Here is a 17888-nt window from a genome sequence, read left to right as displayed (position 1 = left end):
CGGGCGCTTCCCTTCGGTCTTGCGTTTCCGACTCTATCAGATCCTTTCGGTTCTGATTTTCGCCGGTGCGGTCCGGCCTTTCGGCTTTTCCGCGGCTTCACTCTAGCAGGCTTTTCGGGCCTCTCGATTCGCTGGCTTTCTACAGGCATGCAGAATTGGATTCGATATTCCGAATCACGATTCGAGGAGTGCCGCCCACGGCGCTTGATCGCGTTTTCTGCGGTGTCGGCGCTCTCGGGCAGATCTCAGACAGTACAGGCCCCCCAAGGGCGAGGCAAATCGCCGGGCGCTGATCGGCGCCGCTCGGTGGGTGTCGTTCATGCGGAGGGGCTGATTCTTATGACTTACGCTCTGAACGGTGCGCCGTCCGGGACAGGTAGTGACGGCGGCCTGATGTATCTCCACCCCTGGGAGGCTTCCCATGACCACCGTGACGTCACCGCTCGCCGGACGTGCCATCGGACTCGCGGCTGTGCCCGATCCGGTGTTCGCCGGCGCGATGGTGGGACCCGGTACCGCCATTGATCCCGTGCGCGAGCCCGCCGAGGCCGTTGCGCCCGTGGACGGCGTCGTCGTCTCGCTCCACCCGCACGCCTTTGTCGTGGTGGACGCCGAGGGGCACGGGGTGCTGACGCACCTCGGGATCGACACCGTGCAGCTCAACGGCGAGGGTTTCGAACTGCTCGTCAACAAGGGCGACACCGTCCAGCGCGGCCAGGCGGTCGTGCGCTGGGACCCCGCGCAGGTCGAGAAGGCCGGCAAGTCGCCGATCTGCCCCGTCGTCGCGCTGGAGGCTGCGGCCGACTCGCTCGGTGACGTGCGGGAGGACGGCGAACTCGCCGCGGGCGAGGTCCTCTTCTCCTGGCAGTAGCCGGGAGCCGTCCCGCGACGGCAGGTTCGACATCCACCGCGGCGGCTCGCGTCGCCGCATCAACCGGAGACGGGTGCAATGGAGACAACGCTGCGAGGCGTCGGCGTGAGTCACGGTGTGGCGATCGGCGAGGTGCGGCACATGGGGACGGCGGTGCTGGAGCCGCCGGCCAAGCAGATCCCGGCCGACGAGGCGGAGCGCGAGCAGGGGCGCGCCCGCCAGGCCGTCGAGGCGGTGGCGGCCGATCTGATCGCGCGAGGCAATCTGGCGGGCGGCGAGGCGCAGGCTGTGCTGGAGGCCCAGGCCATGATGGCTCAGGACCCGGAGCTGATCGCGGATGTCGAGCGGCGGATCGCCGTCGGCAGCACCGCCGAGCGCGGGGTGTACGACGCGTTCGCGGCGTACCGGGCGCTGCTCGCGGGTGCGGGTGAGTACCTGGCGGGCCGGGTCGCGGACCTGGACGACGTGCGGAACCGGATCGTGGCGCGGCTGCTGGGGGTGCCGATGCCGGGTGTGCCGGACAGCGACGAGCCCTATGTGCTCATCGCGCGGGACCTGGCGCCGGCCGACACGGCACTGCTCGACCCGACGCTGGTGCTCGGGTTCGTGACCGAGGAGGGCGGTCCCACCAGCCACAGCGCGATTCTGGCGCGGGCGCTGGGGGTGCCCGCGGTGGTGGCGCTGCCGGGCGCGGGTGAGCTGGCCGAGGGGACCGTCATCGCGGTCGACGGGAGCACCGGCGAGATCTTCGTCGAGCCGAGCGAAGCGAAGCGCGAGGAGCTGGAGACGGACGCCGCGGCGCGGAAGGCGGCGCTGGCCGCGTCGACCGGGCCCGGTGCCACCTCCGACGGTCACAAGGTGCCGCTGCTGGCGAACATCGGCGGGCCCGCGGACGTGCCGGCGGCGGTGGGGGCCGGTGCGGAGGGCGTCGGGCTGTTCCGTACGGAGTTCCTCTTCCTGGACGACAGCAAGCGGGCGCCGTCCGAGGAGAAGCAGGTCGAGGCGTACCGGACGGTGCTGGAGGCGTTTCCGGAGGGCCGGGTCGTGGTGCGGGTGCTGGACGCCGGTGCCGACAAGCCGCTGGACTTCCTGACGCCCGCCGACGAGCCGAACCCGGCGCTGGGTGTGCGGGGGCTGCGTACCCTGCTCGACCACCCGGAGGTGCTGCGGACGCAGCTGACCGCGTTGGCGAAGGCGGCCGAGGGGCTGCCCGTCTACCTGGAGGTCATGGCGCCGATGGTGGCGGACCGTACGGACGCGAAGGCGTTCGCGGACGCGTGCCGGGACGCCGGGTTGCAGGCGAAGTTCGGGGCGATGGTGGAGATTCCGTCGGCGGCGCTGCGGGCGCGGTCGATTCTGCAGGAGGTGGAGTTCCTTTCGCTGGGGACCAACGACCTCGCGCAGTACACCTTCGCGGCGGACCGTCAGGTGGGCGCGGTGTCGCGGCTGCAGGATCCTTGGCAGCCGGCGCTGCTGGATCTGGTGGCGCTGTCGGCGGAGTCCGCGAAGGCCGAGGGCAAGAGCTGTGGTGTGTGCGGTGAGGCGGCGTCGGATCCGCTGCTGGCCTGTGTGCTGACCGGGCTCGGGGTGACGTCGCTGTCGATGGGTGCGGCCTCTCTTCCCTATGTGCGGGCGACGCTGGCCAAGCACACGCTGGCGCAGTGTGAGCGTGCCGCTGCGGCGGCGCGGGCGGCGGACACCGCCGAGGAGGCGCGGGTCGCCGCGCAGGCGGTGCTCTCCGGGGAGTGAACCCGGCGGCGCTCTGCCGCTCGTCACGGATCTGACGGCCGTCCCGCCCCTGTGGCGGGGCGGCCGTCAGGCGTATCAGCGTGGTGTCGCGAGGGCTCAGCAGTGGTGGGTCTCCGGTGGGCGGGTGAGGGGGAAGCCCTCGGCGTGGTGGACGCGGGGCTCCGGTGGGATGGGGTCGCCGGTGTCGGCGTCGGTGCAGTAGGCGGTGAAGACCTGGGCCGCGGTGAGCGGTTCGGGCCAGCCGTCGCGCAGTGTCCACCCGCGGACGGTGTCGTGCGGGGGTGTGGTGTCGTCGGGCTGCGGTTCCGGGCGGGTGCTGCGGGAGACGATGCCGCCAGGCGTGCGGTGGGCGATGCCCGCGGCCAGGACCGTGCAGAAGGTCAGGGACTGCGATTCCGCGAGGCTGTGGCGACCCTCCTTGGAGGTGACGCGGAGCGCCGCCAGGAGGGGCGGGGGGCCGGCGGGGATGCTGCAGACGAGGTGGTGGGTGCCGTCGCCGAGGCCGGCGAGCAGTTCCTTGAGTGCCTCGGTGGCGAGGGCGAAGGCGGTGTGGGAGAGGTCTGCCCCGCACTCCCGGCAGGTGCCGGCCTCGGCGAGGCGGGTGGCCGCGGTGTCCCAGACGACCTGCCGTCCGGTCTCCTCGGCGAGCAGCGGCAGGAGTTGGGCCAGGGGTTCACCGGCGTACGGCAGGGTGGCGCCGGTGCCGGCGAGTTCGGCGGTGTAGCGGGCGCGGCTGTCGATGCTGTCCGGGTCGATGCCCAGCTCTGTGCAGTACTCGGCGTAGGCGGTGGGGTCGAAGAGGGCGAGGCTGGTCCGCATGCCTTGGGCGGTGCGGGTGCGGAGGTGGTCCTCCAGGTGGCGGAGGTAGTGGGTGTGGTCCTGGAAGGGGAAGGTGCGGTAGCGGCGCATGGCCGCGAAGTCGTGCGGGTCGGCGAGCACGCCGGCGGTGCCGGGGATTTCGCGGCGCAGCAGTTCCTTGATGCGGCGGGTGGTGCGGAACGCGGATGTCATGAGGCCCCCTCGGTGCGTCGGTCGTCCGCGGCGGCGGGTGCCGCCGCGGACTTCATTCGTCACTGAGAGTAATCGTGGGGTCTGACAACGGCGGGTGGAGCGGTCCGGCCGTTACTGTGCGCGGTCGTTGTTCCGGTCGCGGCGCTCGGCGGCGATGCGCTCGTAGAAGCCGAGGAGGGCGAGGTCGTCGACGGAGCCGGGGTTGACGGCCTTGTCGAGGGGGGTGCCCTGGAGGAGGCGTTTGACGGGGACCTCGATGCGCTTGCCGGTGAGGGTGTGGGGGATGCCGGGGGCCTCGATGATGTCGTCGGGGACGTGGCGCGGGGAGAGTTCGGTGCGCAGGGTCTGCTTGATGCGGTCGCGAAGGGCGTCGTCGAGGACGGCGCCCGGGGCGAGGTGGACGAAGAGGGGCATCCAGTAGCCGCCGTCGGGGAGTTCGAGGCCGATGACGAGGGATTCTCGGATCTCGGGGAGGCGTTCGACGGCTTCGTAGATGTCGGAGGAGCCCATGCGGACGCCCTGGCGGTTGAGGGTGGAGTCGGAGCGGCCGTGGATGATGACGCCGCCGCGGGCGGTGCGGGTGATCCAGTCGCCGTGGCGCCAGACGCCGGGGAAGGTGTCGAAGTAGCTGTCGTGGTAGCGGCTGCCGTCGGGGTCGTTCCAGAAGCGGACCGGCATGGAGGGCATCGGGTTGGTGACGACGAGTTCGCCGACCTCGTCGATGACCGGGTGGCCCTGCGGGTCCCACGCCTGGAGGTCGGTGCCGAGGCCGGGGGCCTGGAGTTCGCCGATGTGGACGGGGAGGGTGGGGACGGCTCCGGCGAAGCAGCTGCAGACGTCGGTGCCGCCGCTGACGGAGGCGATCCAGAGGTCGCCGCCGCCCTCCCGGAAGGTGTCGTGGAGCCAGCGGAAGCCGTCGGGGGGCAGCGGGGAGCCGGTGGTGGCGACGCAGCCGACGGTGGAGAGGTCGAGGTCGCGGGCGGGGTGGATGCCGGCCTTGCGGCAGGCCATGACGTAGGCGGCGGAGGTGCCGAAGAGGGTGGCGCGGGTGGCTTCGGCGATGCGCCACTGGGCGGCGACGTCGGGATGGCCGGGGCTGCCGTCGTAGAGGACGATCGTGGTGCCGGTCAGGAGGCCGCCGACGAGGAAGTTCCACATCATCCAGCCGGTGGAGGTGTACCAGAAGAAGCGGTCGTCGGGGCCGAGGTCGCAGTGGAGGCCGAGCTGCTTGAGGTGTTCGAGGAGGATGCCGCCCTGGGACTGGACGATCGCCTTGGGCAGGCCGGTGGTGCCGGAGGAGTACAGGACCCAGAGCGGGTGGTCGAAGGGGACCTGCTCGTAGGCCGGTTCGGCCGCGTTGGTGGTCAGGTCCGACCAGGTGAGAGCGCCCTCGGGGGCGTCCGTGCCGAGCAGCGGGATGTGGACGACGGCGCGCAGGGTGGGGAGTTCGGCGCGGAGTTCGGCGACGGTGGCGCGGCGGTCGTGTTCCTTGCCGCCGTAGCGGTAGCCGTCGACGGTGAACAGGACGACGGGCTCGACCTGCTGGAAGCGGTCGAGGACGCTGCGGGCACCGAAGTCGGGGGCGCAGGAGGTCCAGACGGCGCCGACGGCGGCGGTGGCGAGGAGGGCGACGGCGGCCTGCGGGATGTTGGGGAGGTAGCCGCTGATCCGGTCGCCGGGGCGGACGCCGAGGTCGCGCAGGGCGGCGGCGAGCGAGGCGACCTGGTCACGGAGGTCGGCCCAGCTGACGGGGGTGACCTCCTGGCGCTCGTCGGTGTACAGCAGCGCGGGGGTGGCGGCGCGGGCCGGGTCGTCGGCGGTGCGCAGGGCGTGCTCGGCGTAGTTGAGGGTGGCGCCGGGGAACCAGCTCGCGCCGGGCATGGACCGGTCGGCGAGCACGGTGTCGTACGGGGTGGCGAAGCGGACGTCGAACCATTCCGCGACCGCCTGCCAGAAGACGGGGAGGGCGTCGGTGGACCAGCGGTGCAGGTCGGCGTAGCTGCGCTGCGGGTCGCCGGGGGTGACGGCGGGGGCGCCGTGGTGGGTGGCGGCCCAGGTCTGGAAGCGGGTGACCTGTGCGCCCTCGATGCGGTCCGGGCCGGGCTGCCAGAGGGGGGTCGGCTGCTGGGCGGGGGACGGTGCGGTGGTCATGTCGAGGCTCCCGGACGGTACGCGTGGTGGGCGTCGGCCGCGCCCGGCGCGGGTGCGGGGGTGACGCGGCCTTCCTGGACGATGCCATGTGATCGTCCTGTGCACCAGGGTTGACCTGTGGGGCGACGATCACCCTGCGGTGCCGGACGGTCCGGTGGGGCGGCCGTGACCTGGGGTGCGGTCCGGTTGCGTGGCTCCGGGGTGTGGGGGCTTCGGCCGTCGGGCGGCGCCCGGTGGACGCTCAGGTGAACGGAAGTTGAACGCCCCTCGGGGTGATCGTCGGGAATGACAGTCTGAGCAGCATGAACGGGCGTGATCTGGTGCGATCGGTGCGGGCCGTCGGTGCGGCGCAGGGGCTGCGGTCGGTACGGGCCGCGTGGCGGCGGCGGAGGGCGGACGCGGTGGCGCTGCCCCGGGGCGGGCGGGAGCGTGCGCGGGTCCCCGGGGAGGCCGAGGGGGCCGAACCGCAGCCGGGCGGTGGGGTGATCCGGTTCGCGCGCTCGTCGCTGCGGGTGCGGGTGGCGGCGGGCGGTGCGGTGTTCTGCGGCTGGGACGGGGCGGCGCCGGAGCCGTCGTACGCGCTGGCCGGGTGTCCGCAGGCGGATGCGCGGGCGGCGTTGGAGCCGGACACCGAGGGTGGCTGGCGGGTGGTGTCGGAGCGGGTGACGGTCGTGGTGTCGCGGCACGGCGCGGTGGAGGTGCGGACGCCGGGCGGGGTGCTGCTGCGGCGGGAGCTGCCACCGCGGTGGTGGGACCGTACGGATGCGGGCGCCGGCGGGGAAGCGGACGGTGCCGGTCCGGAGGGCGGCTCCCCGGGCGGGGCGGCGGGCCGTTCGCGGTGGGTGCAGCGGTCGGAGGTGGCGGCGGACGCGCGGTTCTTCGGGCTGGGGGGCCGGGCGGCGGGGCCGCGGCTGCGGGACGGGTCGTACCGGCTGTGGAACACCGCGCCCGGGGGGCCGGGCGGCGCCGGCGAGGACCGGCTGACGATGCCGGTGCAGCTGGTGGTGGCGGACGCCGGGACGCATCTGGTGTTCCACGACAACTCCTGGGACGGCTGGGTGACGTTGCGGGAGGGCCGGGAGGGCGCGGGGTCGGGGCACGACCGCCGGGGGGCGTGCGCGCTGCGGCTGGACGGCGGGCCGCTGCGGTACTGGGTGCTGGTGGGGACGCCGGCCCGGGTGCTGATGGGGTGGACGGCGCTGACGGGTGCACCGCTGCCGCCGCCGCGCTGGGCGTTCGGTCCGCAGCACGCGCTGCGGGGGGACGCTCCCCGGGTGCGGCGGGCGGTGGCCGCCCACCGGGAGCACGGGCTGCCGCTGGCCGCCGTCCATCTGGAGCTGGGACCGGGGGCACGGCGGGAGCGCGCCGGCGTGCTGCCGGAGAGCACCGAACTGCCGCGGTTGACACGGGAGTTGTCGGGCGAGGGGGTGCGGGCCGTGGCGGTCGAGGGGCCGGCGGTCCGGGTGCGCGCGGGGGCGCCGGAGTACGACGGCGGGGTGGCGGCCGGGGCGTTCGTGCGCGATGCGCGGGGCCGGGAGGTGCGCGGGGTGGCGGGTCCGGGTGAGTCGGTCTTCCCGGACTTCACGGATCCGGCGGCGCGGGCCTGGTGGGGCGGGCGGTCCGCGGAGCGGTGGGCGCAGGGGTTCGCCGGGGCGGGGCACGATCTGGCGGCTCCGGTGCCGTTCGCGGCGTGCGGGGAGGTGGCGCTGGAGCGGTCGGCGCGCCATGCGCTGGAGGGGCGCGGCGGTGACCACCGGGAGGCGCACAACGTGTACGCGCTCCAGATGGCGCGCGCCGGGCAGGAGGGCGCGGGGGCGGCGCGCCCCGGGGAGCGGCCGTTCGCCTTCGCCCGTTCGGGGTGGGTGGGGCTGCAGCGGTACGGCGGGGTGTGGTCGGCGGACGCGGAGGCGGACTGGCCGGGGCTGCGGGCGTCGTTGGCGCTGGTGCTGGGCCTGGGGCTGTGCGGGGTGCCGTACAGCGGGCCGGAGGTGGGGGGCCGGGGCGCGGCGGGGTCGGAGCTGTATCTGCGGTGGTGTCAGCTGGCGGCGTATCTGCCGCTGTTCCGCACCCGGGGCGAGGCGGGGCCGTGGGGGCACGGGGCGGAGGTGCTGGCGCACGTACGGGCGGCGCTGGCGGAGCGGGAACGGCTGGTGCCGTACTTCGCGACGCTGGGGCAGCTGGCGCGGCTGACCGGCGCGCCGTATGTGCGGCCGGTGTGGTGGCGGACGCCGCGCGACCGGGCGCTGCGGGACTGCGAGGACGCGTTCCTGCTGGGGGACGCGCTGCTGGTGGCGCCGGTGCTGGAGCCGGGGGCGCGCACGCGGGTGGTGCGGCTGCCGCGCGGGCGCTGGTACGACACGGCGACGGGGCGGGCGTACGACGGGCCCGGCCCGGTGCGGTTGGCGGCGCCGCTGTCGCGGATACCGGTGCTGGCACGGGCCGGGGCGGTGCTCCCGGTGACGGGGGCGGACGGCGCCACCGAGCTGGAGGTCTGGGCGCCGGTCACCGGGCGCAACGGCGGTGGGCTGGTCGTCCCGGAGACCGGGGGCGAGCACCCGGAGGCGGTCCGGTTCGTGTCGTGGCTGGAGCGGGGCCGGGTGGTGGTGGAGCGTCAGGGCGGCGGCGCGCTGGGGTACCGCGTACGGGTGCGAGGGGCGGGCGCGGCGGAAGGGTGAAGCCGGGGCCCGTCCGGAGGCGCCGGGGCCCGGCGGACGCGGCACCCGCCCCGCTCCCCCGGGTGGGCCGCCGAGGGCCTCGGCGGCGTTTCCGTTCCGCCGCGGCGAGGCGCCCCGAGGGTTCCCTCCGCGGCCTTGGTGCTGGTAGACGGTGCTCATGCCAAGAATGCGAGATGCACGTGATGCGGAAGTGCCGGGGGCGGCAGGGGCCGTCGAGCGGGTGGCCGGGGCGCGGCGGCGGCTGCGGCGGCTGGTGCGGGGGCTCACCGTGGGGCTGGCCGCCGCGCTGACGGTGACGGTGGTCCCGGCGGGCGCGGTGGCCTCCCCGGTGGCGGGCGGGGCGCGTGGCGGGGAGCCGCACGCCCCCGCGGAGTTCGTCGCGCTGCGGACCGTGGACCCGACGATCATCCAGGAGATGCGGTACTTCACCCCGCACGACTTCATGGGCGTACGGGTCACCGGCTACCGCGAGCCGACCTGTCTGGTGACCCGGGACACCGCCGAGGGGCTGCACCGGGCGCAGCAGGCGTTCCTGCGGCGCGGCTACTCCCTGAAGGTGTACGACTGCTACCGCCCGCAGCGCGCCGTGAACCACTTCATGGCCTGGGCGAAGGACCTCGGCGACCAGCGGATGAAGGGCGAGTTCTACCCCCGTATCGACAAGTCGACGCTCTTCCGGGACGGGTACATCGCGGAGAAGTCGGGGCACAGCCGGGGCAGCACGGTCGATCTGACGCTGGTGAAGCTGCCCGCGCTCCCCACCCGGCCGTATGTGCCCGGTGAGCCGCTGTCGCCGTGCTACGGCCCCCAGGCGACGCGGTTCCCGGACAACTCCCTGGACATGGGCACCGGCTTCGACTGCTTCGACACGCTGGCGCACACTCTCGACCCGCGCATCAAGGGCAAGCAGCGGGCGAACCGGCTGCTGCTGAAGCACGGCATGGAGCGGGCCGGTTTCACCAACTACGCCGACGAGTGGTGGCACTACACGCTCGCCCCGGAGACGTTCCCGGACACCTATTTCGACTTCCCGGTGTCCTCGCGTTCGCTCGCCGGGCGGCGGTGAGCCACCGCGCGCCCGGAGCCGGTACTGACACCGTCCGGGCGCGCGGCTACGGTGCGGGCATGACGGACACCACGGAACGCACGGCCGCCACGGAGCGGGACGCAGCAGCCGGTCCGGCGCGGTCGTTCGCGTCGTACGAGGAGTTCTGGCCGTACTACGTCGCGATGCACGCGAAGGCCGTGACCCGGTGGGTGCACCTCGCGGGGACGCTCACCGGGCTCGCGGTCACCGCCTACGGGGCGGTGCGGCGGCGGCCCCGGCTGCTGCTCGGGCTGCCGGTCATCGGCTACGGCACGGCCTGGCCCGCGCACTTCCTCATCGAGCGGAACAACCCGGCGACGTTCGGCCATCCGGCGTGGTCGCTGCGGGGCGATGCGCAGATGATCCGGATGATGCTCGCCGGGCGGGACGCGGAGCTGGGCCGGATCGCCGCCGACTGGCACGCCACACACGGTCGCTGACGCCTGCCCGGCGGGGGGGAACGGTGGTGTGCCCGCCGGGCGGCGCGGGCGGGCACGGCCACCGGACGGCCGACGAGGCGGCCCGGAAGCCCGTGGCCGTCAGGACAGGGCCGGCTCGCGCTGTTCGGCGCTGATCCGCATGGCGTGCTGGACGACGGTGATCAGCACATCCCGGACGGACTCCTTGCTCCGCGCGTCGCAGAGCAGCACCGGCACCTGGTCGTCCAGGTCCAGCGCCTCGCGGACCGTCTCCGGCGGGTACTGCTCGGCGTCGTCGAAGCAGTTGACGGCGACGGTGAACGGCAGCCCGCGGCGTTCGAAGTAGTCGACGGCGGCGAAGGAGTCGGCGAGCCGCCGAGTGTCGGCGAGGACCACCGCGCCGAGCGCACCGAGCGCCAGCTCGTCCCAGAGGAACCAGAAACGGTCCTGCCCGGGCGTGCCGAAGAGGTAGAGGACGAGGGCGTCGTTGACGGTGATCCGGCCGAAGTCCATCGCGACGGTGGTGGTGGTCTTGGACTCCACGCCGTCGAGGTCGTCGACCGGTCGGCCCGCCTCCGTGAGCCGTTCCTCGGTGCGCAGCGGTTTGATCTCGCTGACCGCGCCGACCAGCGTCGTCTTGCCCACGCCGAATCCGCCCGCGACGAGGATCTTCAGGGTCGTCGGATCGACGGCTGACGACCGGCGGCGACGCTCAGAAAGCCCGAGGACCATGGGTTTGCTTCTCCCGAATGTGCCGATGGTTCCGCCCTGCCCGCGGCGCCGTGCCGTGGGGGCCGGCGAGCGGCCTGCGGATGCTGAGGAACGGTACAACGTACGCCCGGCCACGCCCACTTGTGCGGCCGAAGCGCCCTGTCCGCGTGGGCAGGACGTCCGTAAGTGTCCCGAAAGGCGCGCAAGGCGCCGGGCGGCGGACGGCCGGAATCCGGCGGCCGCCGCCCATGAGGTCAGGAGTGGCGGCCCAGGTGCTCGACGAGGAGCGCGGTGACCCGGTCGGGCACCTCCTCGGGCAGCCAGTGGCTGACGCCGTCCAGGGCCTCGAAGCGGTAGGGCCCGTCCACCCACTCGGCGGTCAGCTCGGTGGCGGTGCGGCCGAGGGCGACGTCCTCGGTGCCCCAGACGTAGAGGGTGGGAACGGTGATGCGGTCGGCGGGCAGCGCAAAGGTTTCCGCGGGCGCGCGGTACCAGTTGAGCGAGGCGGTCAGCGCGCCCGGCTCGGAGAGCCGGCGGATGTTGGCGTCGACGAGGGCCTCCGGCACATGGCCGCCGAACGCCTGGCGCATCCGCGCGGCGCCGTCGGCCAGCAGGCTCTCCTCGGCGGTGCCGGGGGTGCGGAAGAGGCCCACGTACTCCGAGCGGCGCTGCTGGTCGGCGTCCTCGGTCACCGCGCGGCGCAGCGCACCGGGGTGCGGGGTGGCCAGCGAGGTCACCGAGCGGAGCCGGTCGGGGTGGGCACCGGCCAGCACCCAGGCGAGCAGTCCGCCCCAGTCGTGGCCGACGAGGTGGAAGCGGTCGGCGCCCTGGGAGTCGGCGAACGCCAGGGCGTCGGCGACGAGTTCGGTGACCGCGTAGGAGGCGACGCCGTCGGGCCGGGCCGCGGGGGCGTAGCCGCGCTGGTCGACGGCGAGGGCGCGGTAGCCGGCCGCGGCGAGGCCGGGGAGCACCTCGGACCAGGAGTCGGCGAACTCGGGCCAGCCGTGCAGCAGCAGGACCAGCTCACCGTCGGCCGGCCCCGCGGCGAGGGCGCCGTGGGTGTGCGGGCCGACCTGGATCTCCAGGCGTTCGAGGGGGTACGGCGATGTATCCGCGGTCATGTCGGCTCTCTTCTCGTAGGACCCCGACCGGGGTGGTGATGCCTCAATCAGACCGTAACAACGGTCCTTTGACGGGCGGGCGCCGGGCCGCGGCCGGGCACGGAAGGTCCGTGCCGCGGCCGCTCACAGGGCGCGCAGGCCGTCGATCACCTCGCGCAGCACCTGCTCGTCGGGGAGCTCGGCGGGCGGTACCGGGCGGGTGAGGTGGACCAGCCCGGCGTCCAGCAGATCGCCGATGAGCACCCGCACCACACCGATCGGGAGATCGAGGTCGGCGGCGAGTTCGGCGACCGACTGCGGCGCCGCACGGCACCACTCGACGATGTCGAGCTGCTCGGGCGTAAGGGTGTGGTCGCCGTCCGGTGCGTCGTACCGGCTCTCCGTGATCACCAGGGCGATCAGGTCGAGCCGGTCCTCCGCCTCCGTACGGGTGCGTCCGCGTGTCATGGCGTACGGGCGGACGACGGGGCCCGCCTCGTCGTCGTACCAGCGCACCGCTCCGCCGTGGCGGGCGGCCGGATCGGACTGTTCGGTCATGTCCGCACCGCTGGTCACCTGCCCGCGGGCGCACCACCGCGCGCCGCGGTCCCCAGGTGCGTCCCCACACGCTTGACGAGGAGCGTCATCTCGTAGGCGATCAGGCCGACGTCGGACTCGGCGTCGGCGAGGACGGCGAGGCAGCTGCCGTCGCCCGCCGCGCTGACGAAGAGGAACGCGTCGTCCAGTTCGACGAGGGTCTGGCGGACCCGGCCCGCGTCGAAGTGGCGGCCGACGCCCTTGGCCAGGCTGTGGAAGCCGGAGGCGACGGCGGCCAGGTGCTCACCGTCCTCGCGGGTGAGGTCCTTGGAGGCGCCGGTGGCGAGGCCGTCGCTGGAGAGGATGAGGGCCTTGCGGATGCTGCCGACCCGCTCGACGAGTTCGTCGAGGAGCCAGTTCAGCTCGCCGGAGCCCTGCGCGAAGGCCGATGCGGTGGTGGCTGCTGCCTGCGGTGCGGTCATGGACCGTCCCCTCCCGGAGTGTTTCTGATTGCTGTCGTGCCCCCGTCGTCCCCGTCGCGGCCGGTGTCGTCCCGGGTCGCGTGATCGTCGGGCGCGGGGTCCTCGCCCGTGTCGCGGCGGCCGCGCCGCCAGCCGCTCTGGAGGGCGGCCATCCGGCTGCGGACCTCCTCGGCGTCCCGGTCGTCGTCGGGCCGCTCGTCGCCGGACCGGTGGTCCGGGTCGTTCTTGAGCTGCGGGGCGAGGCTGGCCTGCCGCACCCGGCGGGGCAGCCCGCCGACGGTGTTCCCGGGGGCCGCGGGGCGGTCCGCCGGGCCGTCACCGCCGGATGCCGCCGGGGGGTCCCCGTCGGCCGGGCGGGGGTGGCCGGACGGCTCCTGGCCCTCGCCGCCGGGCCCGCCCGTGTGGGCGCGCGCCTCGCCGTCGTCGACGGTGCGGCCGTGGTCCGAGACGAGCACCGGTGGACGCGGACGGCGGCGCGGCAGCGGGGCCGGGCCGTCGTCGGGCGTGTGGTGTTCGGCGGAGGCCAGCCGGGGGCGCGGGACGAGCGCGGGCGACGGGGTGGGGCCGGTGGGCGCGGCGGCGCGGCGGCTTCGGGTGCGGCCGCGGAAGACGCCGTCCTCCTCGTCGAGCGGGTGCGGGGCGTCGGCCTCCTGCTGTGCCGGCTGCCCCGGTCCCACGGCGCGCGGGCCCTGGGCGCGGGCCTCGGCCAGGGCGGCCGGTTCGCCGGTGACCGGCTCCAGCCGGGGCAGGTCCGGGCCGTCCAGGAAGACGCCGCCGGTGTCCTCGCCCTCCTCGGTGTCGGTCAGCAGCGCGCCGGGGATCAGGACCACCGCGGTGGTACCGCCGTACGGCGAGGGCTGGAGGGAGACGCGGACGCCCTGGCGCTGGGCGAGGCGGCTGACGACGAAGAGGCCCAGCCGGTCGGTGTCGGAGAGTGCGAACTCGGCGGTCTCGGCGAGCCGGAGGTTGGCCTCAAGGAGCTGGTCGGGGGGCATGCCCAGGCCGCGGTCGTGGATCTCCAGGGTGAAGCCGTTGGCGACCCGTTCGCCGACGACCTGGACCGCGGTGTGCGGCGGGGAGAACACCGTGGCGTTCTCCAGGAGTTCGGCGACGAGGTGGGTGAGGTCGGAGACGGCGGGGCCCTCGACGGCGAGCCGGGGCAGCCGCCGGACCTCGATGCGTTCGTAGTCCTCGACCTCGGCGACGGCCGCGCGCACCACGTCCATCAGCCGGATCGGCTTGCGCCACTGCCGGGAGGGGGCGGCGCCGGAGAGGATCACCAGGCCCTCGGCGTGGCGGCGCATGCGGGTGGTGAGGTGGTCGAGGCGGAAGAGGTCGGCGAGTTCGTCGGTGTCCTCGGTGCGGCGCTCCATGGTGTCCAGCAGGGTGAGCTGACGGTGGAGCAGTACCTGGCTGCGGCGGGCGAGGTTGACGAAGACCTCGGAGACGCCGCGGCGCATGTCGGCCTGTTTCACCGCGGCCTCGACGGCGGCCCGCTGGAGGGTGTGGAGGGCCTGGCCGACCTGGCCGGTCTCGTCCGGGCCGAACTCCCGGCGCGGCACCTCGGCCTCGATGTCGACCTGCTCGCCCGCGGCCAGCCGCCGCATCACGGCGGGCAGTCGGACGCCGGAGACCTCGTGGGCGGTCTTGCGCAGCGCGGTGAGGTCCTTGACGTGGCGGCGGCCGATGCGGACGGAGACGATCAGGGAGACCATCAGGGCGACGAAGCCGAGGACACCGGCGACGGCCGCCTTCGCGACGACGGCCAGGGCGACCGGCCGGACCCGCTCGCGGTAGTGCTCGCCGGACTCCTGGCCCATGCGCTGGAGGTCGTCGAGGACGGTGGAGGCGAGGATGTCCCAGCGTTCGGCGTTGACGGCCTTGGGGGCGTCGTCGGCGCCCGCGGCCACCACGGCGTCCTCCACCGCCTCCAGTTCGCGGGTCTTGGTGGAGTGCCAGTAGTCCTCGTAGGCGGCGCGTTCGGCGGCCGGCATGAGGGGCAGGCCGGTGCGCATCAGGACGCGGCGCTCGGCGATCTCGTCGGAGACGGTCCGCAGGTCGATCTTGGTCATCCGGCCGGAGGCGAGCGCGGCGGAGAGCAGCGCGTCCTCGCGGGCGAACGCCTCCCGGGCACGGTCGAGGGAGACCAGCGCACGGCCCTGCTTCTCCAGATCGACGTCGTCCAGCACGTGCAACGCGACCACCAGGTCGTACTGCGAGTCGATCATCCCGGCGTACGACTCGAACGCCTCGTCGCGCGAGACGGTGTTGTCCTGGACCTGGCGGCGCAGGGAGGCGAGGGGGGTGAGTGCCTTGACCGCGTCGTCCAGGGCGGCGGCGGTGCCGCGGCCGAGGTCGTCGTGGACGGAGGGGAGCTCGGCCTCGGCGCGGAGCCGGGCGAGGGATTCATCGGTGGCCCGTGCCTGCTGCTGGAATTGGGGCAGCGCATCGGCGTCCCGCCGGTCGGCGAGGTACATCAGGCTCTGCCGCCGCTCCCGCTGGAGATCCTCGATGAGGTTCCGGGAGGGGTGGCCGAGGTTCCGGATGACCCGGCCGACGGTGAGCAGTTGATCTGCTTCGCGACCGGTGACGTACGTTGCGAACGCCCACATGGCTGTCAGGGAAACCAGCGGTACGAGCAGCAACGCCACGATCTTCCGGCGGATCGACTTCCCGCGAAAGCGCATGGCCTCCCCCAGTCAGCCCCGGTGGCCGGGGGTGGTGTTCCGTCAACAAACGGCGCGAGCCTACTACTGCCCGGCGGCCAACCCGAAGACCCGGCCGGACCTTGGGGAAAGTGCCGACGGGGATCGCCCGGCCTTGTCAGGCGATTCCCGGACAAGGTGCCCGCGGGCGGGCGGGGCCTCGCCCACCGCCTCCGGCCATCACTCCATGGGGTGGCCGGAATTGCCCCACCCCGGGTCACTCCCCCGTGGCGGCGTGGGTGACGATGGCGGCGGCGCCGGGCGTCCGGGCGGCATGCGGCCGTTCTCCGGCGGGCGCCCCGCGCGCGCCGGGCGGAGTCCCGGCGGCGGTACGTACGGGGAGGGTGAGGCGTTGAGGGACACCGACAGGCGCCCGTTGTGGCAGGAAGAGCCCGCGACCCGGCGGCGGATGGCCGATCCGGTGCGGACGGCGGCGGTACGGGCGGTGATCATCGTGGCGGTCACCCTGACCCAGGCGATGATCGCGTTCCTGGGGACGCTGGCCGGAACGTGGTTGGCGTTCCCGGCGGTGATCAGCACGGTCGCCAGCACGGTGGTGGCGACCTGGGCGGTGCTCGACGTCTGGGTGACGCGGCAGGTCTGGGTGCAGCGGCATGGCGTGCAGTCGCAGCCGAGCAGTACGGCGCGGCAGTTGCGGCGTGAGCGGCGGCGGGCACGGCGGGCGGAGCGGCGGGCGGTCCGGGAGGAGCGGCGGGCGCTGAAGGAGGAGCGGCGGTCCGGCGCCGCCGTGTGACGGGCGCCGCCGACCCGCCGCCGGGCCGGTTCAGGCGACGGCGTCCTCCCGCACCGCGGGCCGGACGTGCAGCACACCGTCGATGACGGCGACCTCGTGGGTGCGTACCGGGCGGCGGGCCGGCAGGCAGGTCGCGGCGCCGGTACGCAGGTCGAACAGGGCGGCGTGCAGCGGGCATTCGACGAAGCAGCCCTCGACGTACCCCTCGGAGAGCGAGGCGTCCTGGTGGCTGCAGAGGTCGTCGACGGCGTAGAAGCCGCCGTCCTCGGCGTGGAAGACGGCGATGGCGGGTGTGTGGTCGTCGACGGTGATCCGGACGGCTTCACCCTCGGGAAGATCGTCGATGCGGCAGACGGGAATCATCTGGCCCCCCTCGCGCTGATCGGTATCATGGCGTTGTGAATAACGCATCGCAGAGCGCGATGCGCAACAGAATCCAGGCCGTGGGGCGGGCCGTCAAGGGCCTTCGGGCCGTTTCTCCCGGCCCCCGGCTCGCCAGGGATCCCCGGGCCCTCACGCGCCTGGCGGGCTCCCTCCGACGCGCCCTTCAGGGGCCAACGGGCGGTGACACGAAGTCCCATGTCGAACACGAGCGATACCCCAGCGGAGCGGCCCGACGAGCGGCGGGGCGGGGCGGGTTCCGTCCAGTCCGTGGAGCGCGCGGTGAGCGTGCTGGAACTCCTCGCCCGCCTCGGCGAGGCGGGGGTGACCGAGCTGTCCGAGGAGCTGGGCGTCCACAAGTCCACCGCCTTCCGGATCCTGGGCGTGCTGGAGAACCGCGGGCTGGTCGAGCAGGAGAAGGAGCGCGGCAAGTACTTCCTCGGCGCGGGGGTGCTGCGGCTGGCGGGCGCCGCCGCGATCCGGCTGGACATCTCGCAGGAGGGGCAGCCGGTGTGCCGGGCGCTGGCCAACGGCACCGGGGAGACCGCCAACATCGCGGTGCTGGACGGCGATGCGGCGGTCAACATCATGCAGGCGCGGGGCGCCGCCGCGGTCACCGCGTACAACTGGCTGGGCCGCCGTACCCCGCTGCACGCCACCGCGAGCGGCAAGGTGCTGCTGGCGCATCTGCCGCGCGAGCGCCGGGAGCGGCTGGCCGGGCGGAAGCTGGCGCGGTTCACGGAGCACACGCTGACCACCGCCGGCGATCTGCGCGCCCAGCTGACCGGCGCGTTCGAGAACGGGTTCGCCTGCTCGACCGAGGAGTTGGAGATCGGGCTGAACGCGGTGGCGGCGCCGGTGCGGGCGCACGACGGTGCGGTGATCGGCGCGATCGGCGTCTCCGGACCGGCGTACCGGATGAGCCGCGCCCTCCTGCCGGAGCTGGCGCAGCGCGCGGTCGAGGCGGCGGCGGAGCTCTCCCGGCGGATGGGGCACGCGGGCTGACGGGCCGTCGGGCGGGGCTCGACGGAGAGGCTCTGCGGGGCGTTCGCCCCCAGGACGGGGCGGTGGGTGGCCGGTCCGGGCGGGGGCGGTATGGCCGGTCCGGGTGGGTGGCGTATGGCTGGTCCGGGTGGCGTCGCGGGGTCGTCCCGGGCGGTCGCCGCGGGCCCGTTCCGGGTGGCGCAAGACGGCTCTTGACGGATCGGGGGCGGACTTCCAGCATGTCTCCTATCGCGCAACTCGACGCGCGATA

The 17888-nt window shown here is 74.2% G+C and carries 15 protein-coding genes; 7 read left to right on the top strand and 8 right to left on the bottom strand.

The genetic code is table 11. The annotated features are described in order from the left end of the window. The first annotated feature begins 421 nt into the window (after positions 1–421). The gene (locus tag ACZ4U4_RS14350; RefSeq protein ID WP_391647577.1) at positions 422–871 is read left to right on the top strand and encodes a PTS sugar transporter subunit IIA; all 450 of its coding nucleotides are present in this window, start codon (positions 422–424) and stop codon (positions 869–871) included. Between the two features lie 78 nt (positions 872–949). After that, positions 950–2620: a phosphoenolpyruvate--protein phosphotransferase gene (gene ptsP / locus ACZ4U4_RS14345; RefSeq protein WP_467873096.1), complete on the top strand. Its 1671-nt coding sequence runs from the start codon at positions 950–952 to the stop codon at positions 2618–2620. Positions 2621–2716: 96 nt separating this feature from the next. Here ptsP and ACZ4U4_RS14340 read toward each other — a convergent pair whose 3' ends face one another. Together ACZ4U4_RS14340 and ACZ4U4_RS14335 are read right to left on the bottom strand one after the other, a co-directional pair. After that, positions 2717–3631 (bottom strand): hypothetical protein, encoded by a 915-nt coding sequence (locus ACZ4U4_RS14340; protein WP_467873094.1) that lies wholly within the window; start codon positions 3629–3631, stop codon positions 2717–2719. Between the two features lie 111 nt (positions 3632–3742). Then, on the bottom strand, positions 3743–5782 hold the full coding sequence (locus tag ACZ4U4_RS14335) for an acetoacetate--CoA ligase (RefSeq protein WP_467873092.1): 2040 nt from the start codon (positions 5780–5782) through the stop codon (positions 3743–3745). 302 nt (positions 5783–6084) lie between these two features. On the opposite strand from ACZ4U4_RS14335, the gene ACZ4U4_RS14330 reads away from it, so the two are divergent. The 3 genes from ACZ4U4_RS14330 (at position 6085) to ACZ4U4_RS14320 (ending at position 9984) form a co-directional block, all read left to right on the top strand. Continuing rightward, complete coding sequence (locus ACZ4U4_RS14330; protein WP_467873089.1) at positions 6085–8457, top strand: glycoside hydrolase family 31 protein; 2373 nt, start codon at positions 6085–6087, stop codon at positions 8455–8457. 166 nt (positions 8458–8623) lie between these two features. Then, positions 8624–9523 (top strand): M15 family metallopeptidase, encoded by a 900-nt coding sequence (locus ACZ4U4_RS14325; protein ID WP_467873087.1) that lies wholly within the window; start codon positions 8624–8626, stop codon positions 9521–9523. 59 nt (positions 9524–9582) lie between these two features. Continuing rightward, positions 9583–9984, top strand: coding sequence for an Mpo1-like protein (locus ACZ4U4_RS14320; RefSeq protein ID WP_467873084.1), 402 nt, complete (start codon positions 9583–9585; stop codon positions 9982–9984). A gap of 99 nt (positions 9985–10083) precedes the next feature. On the opposite strand, the gene ACZ4U4_RS14315 is transcribed toward ACZ4U4_RS14320, so the two are convergent. The 5 genes from ACZ4U4_RS14315 to ACZ4U4_RS14295 form a co-directional block, all read right to left on the bottom strand. Beyond that, positions 10084–10695: a GTP-binding protein gene (locus ACZ4U4_RS14315; RefSeq protein WP_467873081.1), complete on the bottom strand. Its 612-nt coding sequence runs from the start codon at positions 10693–10695 to the stop codon at positions 10084–10086. A 233-nt stretch (positions 10696–10928) separates the two neighbouring features. After that, a complete protein-coding gene (locus tag ACZ4U4_RS14310; RefSeq protein ID WP_467873079.1) occupies positions 10929–11795 on the bottom strand; it encodes an alpha/beta fold hydrolase in 867 nt (288 codons plus the stop codon). A 123-nt stretch (positions 11796–11918) separates the two neighbouring features. Next, positions 11919–12332, bottom strand: a complete 414-nt coding sequence (locus ACZ4U4_RS14305) for a DUF742 domain-containing protein (RefSeq protein WP_467873077.1) — start codon at positions 12330–12332, stop codon at positions 11919–11921. A gap of 14 nt (positions 12333–12346) precedes the next feature. Further along, positions 12347–12793 carry a roadblock/LC7 domain-containing protein gene (locus tag ACZ4U4_RS14300; RefSeq protein ID WP_030279183.1) on the bottom strand — a complete coding sequence of 149 codons (447 nt, stop codon included), beginning with the start codon at positions 12791–12793 and terminating at the stop codon, positions 12347–12349. Beyond that, positions 12790–15480 (bottom strand): sensor histidine kinase, encoded by a 2691-nt coding sequence (locus tag ACZ4U4_RS14295; protein WP_467873074.1) that lies wholly within the window; start codon positions 15478–15480, stop codon positions 12790–12792. Before ACZ4U4_RS14295 ends, ACZ4U4_RS14300 begins: the two co-directional genes overlap by 4 nt. A gap of 427 nt (positions 15481–15907) precedes the next feature. Here ACZ4U4_RS14295 and ACZ4U4_RS14290 point away from each other — a divergent pair, with 427 nt between their 5' ends. After that, positions 15908–16252 carry a hypothetical protein gene (locus tag ACZ4U4_RS14290; protein WP_467873148.1) on the top strand — a complete coding sequence of 115 codons (345 nt, stop codon included), beginning with the start codon at positions 15908–15910 and terminating at the stop codon, positions 16250–16252. Between the two features lie 30 nt (positions 16253–16282). Here ACZ4U4_RS14290 and ACZ4U4_RS14285 read toward each other — a convergent pair whose 3' ends face one another. Then, positions 16283–16615 (bottom strand): bifunctional 3-phenylpropionate/cinnamic acid dioxygenase ferredoxin subunit, encoded by a 333-nt coding sequence (locus ACZ4U4_RS14285; RefSeq protein ID WP_467873072.1) that lies wholly within the window; start codon positions 16613–16615, stop codon positions 16283–16285. 216 nt (positions 16616–16831) lie between these two features. Here ACZ4U4_RS14285 and ACZ4U4_RS14280 point away from each other — a divergent pair, with 216 nt between their 5' ends. Continuing rightward, positions 16832–17638: an IclR family transcriptional regulator gene (locus tag ACZ4U4_RS14280; protein ID WP_467873069.1), complete on the top strand. Its 807-nt coding sequence runs from the start codon at positions 16832–16834 to the stop codon at positions 17636–17638. Positions 17639–17888 lie beyond the last annotated feature (250 nt).

This window comes from Streptomyces sp. NPDC029159, from assembly GCF_055564055.1.
The sequence above is the reverse complement of the archived record's forward strand: the minus strand, read 5'-3'. Positions and strand labels throughout refer to the sequence as shown.